At 35.2% G+C, this 13182-nt stretch carries 8 protein-coding genes; 1 reads left to right on the forward strand and 7 read right to left on the reverse strand.

Translation table 11 applies throughout. The features are described 5' to 3' along the window. Position 1: 1 nt before the first annotated feature. The 4 genes from KO513_RS03730 to KO513_RS03745 all read right to left on the reverse strand — a co-directional run bounded on the left by KO513_RS03730 (position 2) and on the right by KO513_RS03745 (position 6627). Entirely contained in the window at positions 2–1465 is a 1464-nt protein-coding gene (locus KO513_RS03730; RefSeq protein WP_252735672.1) for a sulfatase, read from the reverse strand. Then, entirely contained in the window at positions 1452–2855 is a 1404-nt protein-coding gene (locus tag KO513_RS03735) for a sulfatase family protein (protein ID WP_252735673.1), read from the reverse strand. Before KO513_RS03735 ends, KO513_RS03730 begins: the two co-directional genes overlap by 14 nt. A gap of 405 nt (positions 2856–3260) precedes the next feature. Beyond that, complete coding sequence (locus KO513_RS03740) at positions 3261–5780, reverse strand: hypothetical protein (RefSeq protein ID WP_215912357.1); 2520 nt, start codon at positions 5778–5780, stop codon at positions 3261–3263. Between the two features lie 28 nt (positions 5781–5808). Then, positions 5809–6627, reverse strand: a complete 819-nt coding sequence (locus KO513_RS03745; protein WP_215912358.1) for a hypothetical protein — start codon at positions 6625–6627, stop codon at positions 5809–5811. Between the two features lie 372 nt (positions 6628–6999). Between KO513_RS03745 and KO513_RS03750 the strand changes: the two genes are divergently transcribed. Beyond that, on the forward strand, positions 7000–11085 hold the full coding sequence (locus KO513_RS03750) for a hybrid sensor histidine kinase/response regulator transcription factor (RefSeq protein WP_252735674.1): 4086 nt from the start codon (positions 7000–7002) through the stop codon (positions 11083–11085). A 124-nt stretch (positions 11086–11209) separates the two neighbouring features. Here the strand turns inward: KO513_RS03750 and KO513_RS03755 are convergent, their stop codons facing one another. The 3 genes from KO513_RS03755 to KO513_RS03765 form a co-directional block, all read right to left on the reverse strand. Further along, positions 11210–11719 (reverse strand): hypothetical protein, encoded by a 510-nt coding sequence (locus KO513_RS03755; protein WP_215912359.1) that lies wholly within the window; start codon positions 11717–11719, stop codon positions 11210–11212. An 89-nt stretch (positions 11720–11808) separates the two neighbouring features. Further along, entirely contained in the window at positions 11809–12285 is a 477-nt protein-coding gene (locus tag KO513_RS03760; protein WP_215912360.1) for an Hsp20/alpha crystallin family protein, read from the reverse strand. 412 nt (positions 12286–12697) lie between these two features. Further along, entirely contained in the window at positions 12698–13063 is a 366-nt protein-coding gene (locus KO513_RS03765) for a hypothetical protein (RefSeq protein ID WP_215912361.1), read from the reverse strand. Positions 13064–13182: the final 119 nt, after the last annotated feature.

Raw genomic sequence — 13182 nt, forward strand, 5'->3', positions numbered from 1 at the left:
GTCATTCGCTTAAAAAATCTTTGCCCCATTTTTCCCTTAAGTCTTTTGAAAGCGCCTTCACCTTTTCCCTATATTCGGGTTTCTCTGCCAAATTATCAAGTTCTAAAGAATCTGTTGAATGGTCAAATAACATTCTTGCGTAGGCAGTACCATCATCTTTGATCCATTCAGTATAAAATAGATCGCCTTTGATATATGTAACGGCATCTTTGAATTTACTTACTGCCCAATCTTTACTAGATTTTTCACCTTTTAAAAGAGGGACAAAACTTTTGCCTTGTACGGTTTTTGGAACATTTTCAATATCAACAAGTTCTGCAATACTTGGGTAAATATCTATATATTCTGTTATAGCATCTGTTGTTTGACCACTGGTTTTTCCTGGAACTTTTAGTAGTAAGGGTGTTCTTAAAGCCGTTTCAAATGTGACATGTTTACACCATAATTTATGATCTCCTAAATTCCAACCATGATCTCCCCAAAGAACAACTATTGTATCATCTTCTAAATCTAAGCGTTTTAACTCGTCTAATACCAAACCAATTTGCGCATCAACATAACTTACGCAAGCATAATAACCATGTATGAGTTCTTTTGCTAAATCATCAGGGATTTCCCCACTTTTAGGAATGTTGCCATAGTTACGCAATTCTCCAAAATTATGAAAGGCTTCACTAGGTGTAGTTTCTGGTTGTACATAACTTTGAGGTAATTCTATTTCGTTTCTATCATAAAGGTCCCAGTATTTTTTTGGTGCAGTAAACGGTAGGTGTGGCTTCATAAAACCTAGAGCCAAGAAAAAAGGTTTTTTCTCGTTTTTCAGCAATTTTAGGTCGGCAATACCTTTTTGGGCAATTTTACCATCAAAATAAGCGGTGTCATTAACTTCTGCCATTTCAAATGCGGTAGCTCCTGCAACAGCTAAATTGGCATTTCCGTTTTCTTCAATATTTTTTTTAAGTTGATAATTACGAATATTACCGTCAGGAAACCAAATGGCATCCCAAGCTAAACTATCATCATCTATTTGATGATAAATTTTACCGTTTGATCGTGTTGTATAACCATTTTGTTTAAGAAACTTAGGTAATGAAGTAGCAAAGGGTACGTCTACATCTGCTCTAGTGCTATAATCAAAGAAACGATTTCTTGTAGGTCTCATACCAGTAAGTATGCTTGCTCTTGATGCACCGCATACCGGTATATTACAATATGCTCGGTTAAAGACTAAACTTTCACTGGCCAATTTGTTCAAGTTTGGTGAAATTATGTGTTTGGCACCATAAAAATTTAATTCTGGGCGCAGATCATCAACTGCAATGAACAATATGTTTTTCGGTTTTTTATCTTGGGTTACAATAGGTTTATTATTTTCATTTTTACATGAAAATAATAAGGTTGCCAAAAATAATATGATATATAAAAATCTATTCATGTTACATCTTTTATGTTTACCAATGTTCAATTATGGTATAGTCTTCTTTTTGCAATGTGTTTTTTAGTGAATCGGCAATTTGTCGTGTTGGCGTATCTTGATCCAACTTAAATCCTTTATTTCCACTAGGAGTTATAATGGGCATATTACCGGCGATTTTATTAAGAAGATCGCCTTGAGAATTCATCCAAATGAACATTTTTTTTGAAAGGGTGTCTTTTACTGATTTTAATTCTTCAACATTTGCCAAGTTGTACTGTTCAAATGGGTCGTTCTCAATATCATATAACTCTTCAAATGGTTCATTTTTAAATTTATTTGCCCCTCTTTTTATAAAGTAATCTACATATGTTTTTCCCGTGAGATTATTCTCTACTACTTCTAGAGAATTAAAGTTTCTAATGTATTTGTACTTCTTGTTACGAATCATTCTTGAGGGGAAAATTTCTGAATTCAGTATATTTTGGTTGGTTCTAACACCGTATACATATTCGTTTATTTCAACATCCTTACCCTGAAGTATTGGTAGAAAACTTTTGCCATCCATATCTGGCATAGCTTTTCCGCCTGCAATATCCAAAAAGGTGGGGAGTACATCTGTGTAATGAACAAGTTGGTCAGAGACTGTGCCAGCCTTTATTACCGTTGGCCAACGCATTACTAAGGGTACTTTAAGACCAATATCCTTAACAGTGAATTTGCCAGAAACACCATGATCTGCACTATAAATAAAAAGTGTATTGTTCCTTAAATACGTGTCAACTAAATTTAAAACACGTTCTAGTTGCGTATTATCTTCTTTTATACTTCTATAGTAACCTGCTTTAGACTTTACATATTCTGGGTCTGTCTTTTTATCCTCATTAAATGGATAGAATTTAATATCCTCTGCTTTAGGGTTATCAACTTCAAAATATTTTCCGTGCGGATATTTTGAGGTTATGAACATACAAAATGGTTTAGTCTTATTTTTTAAATAATTTTCTATGCTATCTAACGGAATGTAATCTCTTGGTACGTTTTCTTTAGGTACTGGTTGCCATTCTCTATCCCATTGATAAACATTAGAGGGTTTTACATGACTTTTTCCGGCCAATACTACTTCATACCCCAATTTTTTCATGTGGTCGGTAACACTTTCAATGGTTGGTCTCGTAGCAGTATGATTGGCAAAACAACCATTCTTTAATGGATATTTTCCTGTAAAGAGTTGAGATCTACTTGGTGCACAAATTGCTTGACCGGTAAACGCATTTGTGAACAATAAACCTTCTTGGGCTAAACGGTCTACGGCAGTTGTATGTACTTTTTCATTACCATAGCAGCCATAATCATATACATCTTGGTCATCTGCCAAATAGAAAATGATATTGGGTGCTTGTTCATTATTTGTTTCAGTTTTTTTTAAACGATTAGTCATATTCTTAGCGTTACTGCCACAAGAAAAAGAATAAAGAATTAGACAAAAAAGACTAGTTTTTAGAATTAGGTTCATCTTATATTTTTAGTACACAACAATTCTTATTTGTAAATAGAAATCAAATTATTTTTCTATATCTGCTTTTTTCAATTTAAACTTGAGGGGTTTAACGATCCTATGACAATTAAGTTCTGACTAAAGACTGGAAATTTTACTTTTCTCTGCTTATCTTGTTACGAACCTTCGCTCTAAATTCTACTTAAAAAGCCGTTGGCTTCAGTTTTTCCTTTAGAAATTTTACTAGTTTTCCAAATCCTGTCTAACATATCATTAGGTCTAGTGATTTTCTTGATAACTTAAAATTGAATCTATTACAAGTCATACCAGAAACATGCTCGATGTTTATTACTCCGCGTCAAATTGTATTACCCCTCTCTTTAAAGAGTTTGACTTTAATTCTTTAGAACCCAATTTTAACACCTCTCCTTCTCCTATGTATAATACTATATTAGCACCATGAGCTTTAGCCGTCTTACGAACTACACCAAATCGCCCTTTGAAATACAGGTTCAATTCATCATTTTTATAAATGGCATTGTCCCTGTCCTGTACAATGATAATGTCGGTTATAAGCGAATCTTCAACTTTGGAGATTACAATGGCACCTACAATCTTATCTTCGTCCCATAATGGTTCTACCTTTTGAATACTAGCTTCTTTTTGAGTTGAAGGTTCAAATATTCCAATATAGGGTCTATCCCAAGCTTCGCCCTGTTGCCTAACGGCCAATACTTGCGTCTTTTTATCTATATACCCGTTTTTTGCTTCGCGAGTTGGAGGTGCCAATGCTTTGGTGTATTCCCTAGAAACTCCTTCTGGAATAAAAAGGTGCATGTAAGTATTGTCAAATTCAATATCAAACCTAACCTTTATTCCTTTTTTAGTAGCCTTAGTTGATTGTGTGTCCTCATAATAACGCCATCCGGGAGACTTCACTACGTCACCAATGTCATTTTGATAGCGGTCTGTTTTTTTTAGTGCCAATTCCTGATTTTCCAAAGTAAAAATTTGAGTTCTATCGCCTATATTATGATAGACATAATCATGGAATTTATTCTCATCATTGGATTTAGAGCGAAACATATCAAAATAATATCCCGTAGTTGCGCTAGTTCTTATAATACTTAAGGTACGTTCCTGTTTTGCATTGTTTACGGTATCATCCAAGAATTGAGTAGCAAAATTGAACTCTTTGGATATTCTTTCTTCCAAATGCTTGGGTTCCGCTGCGATATTTACCGTTTTATTCTGCCAAACATTAGCCTTGCCCTTCCATGAACCCTCGTCCCGCCCATGGGAAGAACCGTTCACGATTACTGTATTATTTCCCGCGTATAATCTGAAATAGTGTTCGTGCAAAGGAATTTTTCGCTCAGGAACAGAAGCCGGCAGACCCGCATTGGGCGCCATTATATAGCCCGCTCCATACAATTCCATACTTATTCCCGTAAGGTGACTATGTACGTAGTGAGCTCCGCCTATAATACCGCATAATCCATACGTTTCATTATTTTCATCAACATAATTTCGTTGAAGAGCTATACCCGCATGGTCTACAATAACGGTGGCTTTATCCAAGTTAACCGAGTCTTTTATTTTTTTGGGTACGGACTGCCCCCAAAATAGCTCCAACAAATTAAAATTATCAAAGACACTACCCGTGGATAGGTTTGGTCTATGACCTCCATTGGCCTCATAAGAATTTTTAAGAGCTAATTCCGCTTTATTCTGCAATGTCTTATATCCTTTTCTTGATGCAAGGTTCAATGTGTATCTATACAAATCCCCTGTAAAGTCATTATACCGTTTTGAATCTCCGTATCTAACAAAGGTCCTGTTGGGGTGCCGTAAATAATCGAATAGAAAGTTTCCTTCAAGAACATGTTTATAATCTGCCGCTACGTTCATTTCCGGTTTTACACTATCTACAATATTCAACACCATCATAATAATGGGCATAAAACTGTAGCTAAGTGATTCCGGCCAAATTCCTTGCCCCGAGAACATAGGCAAGATGGTGTTCTTGAACGAGTTTTGATGCGCTGTACCCTTCTCCCAAAAAGTTTTGAACAAACGCTCACGTTCCATGTCATCTTCAATACATAAAATTCCAAATAGTGCTCCAGGTGCGGTAAGTATAGGATGGTTGGAAACTCTCTTACCATGTACATCCGGCTTTCCATATTCTTGCAGAACATTGCCTACCATATTGGCAATTGCCTTTTGTGCTTTAGTATTATCAAAAGCAACTAAGTGACCCTTGTCTTTATCAAAGACCTTTACATTTTTTTGCTTTAAATAATTGTAGATAAAATCGTAGGCTACGGCAAATGGGGCATATGTAGTTCTTGGATCAAAAAAAGCATACCCGCATATAGTAGTGGTTTCGGGCGTTTTAATAAACAAAACATCTGTGTACACGGCTAAAATATCAGCTGCAAACTGTGCATATTTTTCATCTTGTGTTATGAAATATAGCGCTCCTGCATTAGCCGCTAGAGACAATACCTCGTTATGCGCAGCTGCTATTGGGCCGGCTTCTCTTTCTTTGTTCTCATGGTCATGAACCTCAAACGCGGGTATTCTATTTAAAATAATCAACGGATGGGTCTGATGAACTTCCAAAGCTCCATCTACATGTTCATGCAATTGAGAGACGACACTTTCTGCCCAATCATATTTTTTAATTTTCTCTAAAACAAAATCTCTTTCCTGTTGTGTTGTATAAATTATGGGATGTTGCAATGACTGCCCCTTAACCGTAATTGCCGTTAAAAAGAGAACTATAGAAATCCCTTTAAGAAATAGTTGATTTATCAAATAACATCCTGTAAGAGATTCTATACTAGATTTTCCATGCTCCATATTAAGTTTAGTTCAAAAATTTTTGATTTTAATTCTTATCTATGAAATCCAACAAAAGTGCTTTTACATTTTTTACAGTTCCCAACTCCAGTCCTCCGTTCGTTGCTCCAGTTATCCAGTACAAAATCATACCTGCATCCGAACAATCCCATTTTCCCTTTTGAAACTTAACAACATCATCTACTTCGGCAATTTTCCCCTGAAGCCAGATTTGTTGCAGTCTAGAATCCGGATGGTTTTTGGCCCAATCCCATTCTGGCAATGCTACTTTTAAATGGGTGTTTTGATCCGGAATACGAACTTCTTCCACTCCAAAATCCAATATTTGCTGCCATGTGTAAAAGTCTCCCGCATTATCATTAGCTGGATGATGCGTTACTACTTTTACATATTTATGTTTTGATTTTTCCGATGCATCTAGGGCCATTCCAATAATATCGGGCTCCCCTGCCTCGATAATCCAAAGCGGATCCTTTTCGGATGAAGCGTTAATTGCAGTTTTTAAATCGTTCACCGTTTTTTCTTTTTGCCAACTAGCATCTAAAAAAGTTAAGTCCGAAAAACCACCCCACCTTCTTGCAGTAACATCGCACGAACTCTGCATTAATGCATGTCTTTCATTTTCCGCTCGTTCAGAAATTCGGTCACCCCTAACCAAATCACAACTATGGGAATAATGCACAAGTCTATTATCTAGATTTGCAGCTCTTAATAGTGCCAAAGAAACAGCAGTACCCCCTAAATCATCAGGATCAGGGGAATTCCCATCTGCAACAATAGCAATGCGCCCCGCTGGTGGTTGAATCTCCGGAAACGTTTTTGTCTCCTTTATATTAGTTTGCCCCATTAAGGTTCCACACAAAACCATGCAAAAAAGGAACAGGTAAACAACAATGCATTTTTTCATTTCCATTTGAAATCAATAGATATCTCTCAAAATTAACTTTCAAATAAAATGATAGCATCCTGTACTGTCCCGATGTAGTCATTTCTAAAACAGAATTAGCACTTCACCAAAAAAATAATTTTGGTAATTCCTTCTTTTCATTAATTTTGAAAACCGACATTGCTCCATTGTTAAAATTGCCCACTCCGTTTTTTGCATCATTTTAAGTTCCAAGGCTTTCCATAAAACCATATGGCTGCCAAGAAAGATTAAATCATTTTTTTATAATACTTGCTTCATATCAAAACTGTGTCAAGAAACTAAAAATCACGAATGTCAACACTGAATCGTAACCGGTTTATGATTTTTTTTCTCCTCCTAGGAGAATGCCTTCTTGCGCAAGAAAATGATTTCCATTTTCGCCATTTATCAGTAGAGAATGGGCTTTCAAACAATTCGGTAATTGCTATTGAACAAGACCGTTTGGGGCAAATGTGGTTTGGCACCCGAAATGGCTTAAACAGATATAATGGCACCAACATTGACATTTTTAAATATGTTCCTGGAGATTCGACCAGTTTAAGCAATAGCGACATTCTATCTATAAATGAAGATAGTGATGGATACATTTGGGTAGGAACCTATAATGGGCTTAACCGGTACGATCCCGTTAAAAATACTTTTAAGAGCTTTTATAAAAGAAACGGTCCTGATGGTTTATGCAACGCTGTAGTTATTTGCAGTAAAGAAATAGGGAATGGAGAAATTTGGTTCGGTACGGCAAATGGAATATCAATCTTTAACAAATCTAAAAACAACTTTACCCATATACTGTACAAAGAAGGTGATGCCAATGGCCTGCCAGGCGAGAACATACAACGTATTTTTATTGATGAAAACAAACGGATCTGGATAGCGACTACCAAGGGCTTGGCCAGATTGGAGAGTAAAAACAATGATAGATTTACCTTTAAACAGTTTAAATACAATGACGGGACTGAAAACCTTTTCATTCAAGATATAAACCAAATAGATTCTACCACCTTAGGTATAGCAACCAAATACAACGGCTATATGCTGTTCAACACTGAGAATGAAAAATTTCTTTTACACAACGAACAGATTATTCCCCTCTCTGCAGATGTGCGCGTTGTTCAATCTTCCAATGATGGATCCGTTTGGCTAGGAACTTCACATGGGGTACGGGTCATAGGGCCCGAAAAAAAGATATGGGATTTAAAAAGTAACAATAGGGCAAAAAACTCATTAAGTCAAAATTTTATTAAATCTGCTTTTAAGGATAAAAATGGAACCATCTGGTTGGGCACATATAGTGGTGGTGTTAATATATGGACAGAGTCTAATGAAAACTTCGTGAATTTTGTCAATCATGATATTGATAATAATATAGTTAACTCAATTGTTTCAGATGATTCCTCTAATATATACTTTGGCACGGAAGGAGGAGATATTACCATCCTGAATCCAAAAAACAAAAAACTTGAGACCCTTAATTTATCGGATGCTGAAGAACTTAGGCCTAACAACATTCAAACCTTATACCTTTCTAAGAAAAACGTACTGTGGGCGGGGGTTTTAAACTATGGTATTCTCGTGTATGATGTCCATTCAAAAAAAATGTTGGAAGATGTTATATCCAATGAGCTTAAAGACTACCTCAAGAATACGGGTGTATACGTAATAAAAGAAGCAAAAGACCAAGTATACTGGATAGGTACGTTTGGCAAAGGACTGGTCAGGTATGATTTAAAAACCAAGACTTTTAGAATCTATGGAAAAAAGTCGAAAACAGGCCCGGTACTCTCGTCAAACGTTATAAAAACCTTATGTATAGATAGTATGGGTAGGATTTGGGCTGGCGGTTTGGGAGGCTTAAACCTAATAACATTTAAAGATGAGGAAGAAAACCAATATGAAGTATCTCAATTCTTTAGAAGTACACTTTACGGTAATGATATTAAGACGGTGATTGAAGACAGTAAGCAACAAATTTATGTTGGCACAAAAACCGAAGGTTTATTTAAGTTTAACGGTTTAGATTTTGAACAAATACCATTAAATAAAGAAAACTCCGTTTCTTCAGTATTCACTATTATTGAAAATGCCAAAGATGAATTTTGGCTGAGTACTGATAAAGGAATAGTTAAATACAATGCTAGCTCCAAAGAGTCTGTGGTTTACGACCAACGCTATTCATTAAATAGTAATGAGTTTAGCCCAAACGCAGGTTTGCGATTAAATGATGAAAAAATCTATTTTGGAGGTAACGAAGGGGTCACATTTTTTAATCCTAAAAAACTAATTACCAATACCTATGCTCCAAAAATTATCCTCTCGGATTTGCAAATAAAGAACAAATCCATACCCATAAATGATGAACGGAAAATATTAACGAGCACCATAACCTATTCCGATGAAATTACCCTGAATCATCAGAACTCTCATTTTTCCATTAATTATTCCATGCCAAGTTATATAAGCCCCAATAACAATAGTTATGCCTACAGGCTGGTTGGTTTAGATGACACATGGACATTCACAAAAAATACTGAAGCTTTTTATACACTTCAAAAACCAGGAGATTACCTATTTGAGGTAAAAGGTGCAAATAATGATGGTATTTGGAATGAAAGCGCAACACAGCTAAAAATCACCATTAAACCTGCCCCATGGAAAAGCAATTGGGCTTTTGCCCTATATGGTCTACTAATTGCTATTGGCTCTTTCAGTTTATACCTCATTGTAAAATCTCAGGCGCGGTTGAAACAGGATTTACGATGGGAGCAGTTAGAAAATAAGAGACAGGAAGAAAATCATTTAGCCAAACTGCAGTTTTTCACCAATATATCACATGACTTTAGAACTCCCCTAACCCTAATTTTAGGTCCCTTACAACAAATACTTGCAGATTATAAAGGTAGTAGCCTAATGTATAAAAAATTGTTGGTCATAGAAAGTAGTGCCAATCACCTACTTCAATTAATCAATAGGTTAATGGACTTTAGAAAATTAGAAGACCGCCAATCCAAACTGCAAGCCGCCGAAGGAAATATCATAAAATTTCTACGGGAAATATATTTGTCCTTTACAGAATATGCCAAGGATAAAAAATACACTTATACTTTTGAGAGTTCCCACGAAGAAATCTTAGTTTTCTACGATAGATATAAACTAGAGCAAGTTTTTTATAACCTCATCTCCAATGCATTTAAGTATACGCCAAACGGTGGCAAAATTGGTATCTATGTTTACAAAAACCATGAAAACATTTTTATAGATGTAAAAGATACAGGAATTGGTATTCCCTACCCCTATCTTAAGCAGGTTTTTGATAGGTTTTTTGAAGTACCCGAAGAAAAAAACGTAGGCCCCAATTATACAAAAGGAACAGGCATAGGGCTTGCCATTGCCAAAAACACCGTTGAGTTGCACCATGGATCTATAAAGGCTCTCAATAATGAAGGAAAGGGAGCCATTTTTAAAGTAAGTTTACCGCTAGGAAAAGAACATCTTTCAGAAGAGGAAATCATTCCTGATTTTAAGTTCAGTGATGATATTGCACAATACACCTCTCAATTAACCCATGGGGATAAAGAGTTAATTTTTGATGACCCAATTGAAAACCTTCGCCCAAACAATGAATTGCCCTTAATCTTAATTGTTGAGGACAATGACCAGTTACGATCATTTTTTAAAAATTTCCTAGGTAAAGAATATGCAATTAAAGAGGCTAAAAATGGAAAAGAAGGGTTGAAAAAAGCACTGAAATTTAATCCTGACTTGGTTATAAGCGATGTAATGATGCCTAAAATGTTCGGAACAGAATTATGTGTGCACCTTAAGCAAAATATTAAAACAAGCCATATACCCGTAATTTTACTTACAGCTCGTACCTCCTTAATATATAAATTTGAAGGTCTGGAAAGTGGTGCAGATGACTACATTAGCAAGCCCTTTAATATTAAAGAATTTAAATTAAGAGTACGAAACCTGTTGGAATCTTCAAGACGTTTGAGAGAAAAATTCTCAAGTGAAACCCATCTCTTGGCCAGTGAGCTAACCGTAACTTCCTTAGATGAAAAATTACTGGAAAAAGCCATGACAATTGTAGAATCCAACATTTCCAACGCCGAGTTTGATGTTGCTACATTTTGTAAAGAATTAGGAGTAAGCCGTACAATGTTATTCTCTAAAATAAAAGCATGGACTAATTTTACTCCAAAAGAATTTATTAGCGAAATAAGGCTAAAACGGGCGGCTCTTTACTTTGAACAAAGTAAAATGAATATTTCCGAAGTAAGTTATGAAGTAGGTTTTCGAAACCCTAAGTATTTTAGCAAATGTTTTCGTAAAAAATATGGGAAAACCCCTTCTGAATATATTAAGAAGTTTTCTTGATAGTTAAAGAAATAAGGTATCAAAGGGAAAATCAAATTACTAAAAAATGACGCTTTTAATTTTCAATTAAAAAAGTCCAGCAAAGAAATGCCGGACTTTTCAACTTAATTGTTCTTCCGTTTATCTACTGCCGTTTCGTTGAATCCTTATCGTCATCAGCCTCTATTAATGGTTTATACCGATTTAAAAAGTGTTTCTGCATCGCTTCCATTTGTTCGTGCATTTCGTCAATTCTCATAAAATCTTTGCCAAAATCACTTTCAAAAAAATCATCGCTAAAGAAACGTCTGGTAAAAAGTGAATCTTCTTTAAAGAAATCACCAAACCCTTCTTGGTCAAAGTTGAAGCTTGAGAAGTTCTTATAAAATCTTGATTGCATTGACTTTAGAACACTATCTCGGTCAAATGAGGCAAGCTCATCCAGATTGCTGCCAGACGAATAAGAGTAGATAGAATCATAACGAATTAAGTTTCCCGCTTCATCAAATTCCTTATTAATTTTCCAGCTACCCATAGGTGTATATGTCGTATTTTCTTTATTTTGAGCTATATGTTTATCTCTGCTCTCTTTCTCTTGACTATTGCAAGCGGTGCATAAGAAAGCTGCCAATAGCATCACAGTGTATTTTTTCATCTTTATAATATTTACGGTTATACAATCCTATTTTAAATATAAAAGATAAGAAAGGCCGGCATTGCCGACCTTGAATAAGCCATTTTAGGTTATGAAATTCTAATACTTCGTGGCGGTTTTTGTATAGCTTCTTCCTTTTTCGGAAGGTGAATCGTAAGTACTCCTTCTTTATAACCTGCCTTGATTTTATCTTCTTTTACCGTTTCAGGCAATGTGAAAGAACGTTTAAATGAAGAATATCCAAACTCACGTTGTATATAATTGTCATCTTTATGTTCATTACTTTTTTCAACTTCACTGGTAATTGAAAGTACCTTATTGTCAATATCAATTTCAAAGTCGGATTTTTTGAGACCTGGAACGGCCATATCCACAACATAAGCATCTTTAGTTTCTCTAATGTTTACCTTAGGCAAGGTCATTCCTAAGTTAAAATTAGAGGTAAAAACCAAAGGAAAATCTCTATTGAACACTTCATCTATCCAAGAAGACCAACTTGGGAGGCTAAGGTTGTTATAATTTGAATTAGCAAAACCTCCATTTTTTACATTCACTAGATTACTCATAGCTTTAATTTTTTTTAGTTAAACTTCATCCAAATGTGTGTACGGTAAGAGGCAAAATGAATGCCAAATAAAATGTATTCTGTCAAAATTTCAAAAACTGAAAAAATGACATATTACACTGATATTTAAACAATTAAACTTTCTATAGATAATAAATAGTATTTTATAAATGCAGAAATCAAAATCTGATGTTCTACTTGAATTATTTTGAAAACCTATCTAAAAAACTATTCTCCCTAGGAATAAGCAATACCATTAAGACGAGCATGCTAATCAACCCTAGAAGCAAAAAGAAATTTCCATAAGGGTAGTGCCAAAGCTTTAGGGATGCCCCAAAAACAGTAGTAAAAAAACAAAACACCCCCAACCCTATTTGATATTTGGTTTTTTTCATAACAAAGCATATTAAGGGTTAAGCCGTATGTAAAGCCAATATTCGCTGCAACTCTGGCTTAAGAGTAGATTTAAATAAAGTCAGAGTCAACACTTCGTTCTTAAAAATTTGCTTTCCTATTTCATTGTATCCAGATTTGGGAAGATAGAAATCACAGACTAGAGGAAGCGCCAATGGCTTACTGCCGTCATCATTGCCGATGAGTTTGAGTCTAAGCTTATCATTCTTGATTTCAACGCTATAGTTGTTAGGCTTTAATACGGGGGAAGCGATACGAACTTGAATATATTCATCTTGCACGTTCATATCAAACTTTTCTACCCGGAAACGTTGCTGAGCACTTTCATGATTCATTGCTCGATTATCAATAGCTTGTGTTTGCATAACAGAAGATATTTAATATTAAACAATAGATTATGAAACTCACCCGTTGGTGAGCTGAAAAACAAAATACTTAATTTCCGATTTACAAAAAATATACCAAATTTATTGACAGGTCCAAC

Origin of the sequence: Zobellia sp. B3R18, from assembly GCF_018860715.1 — a bacterium.
In the GTDB taxonomy this organism is placed as follows: Bacteria; Bacteroidota; Bacteroidia; order Flavobacteriales; family Flavobacteriaceae; genus Zobellia; species Zobellia russellii.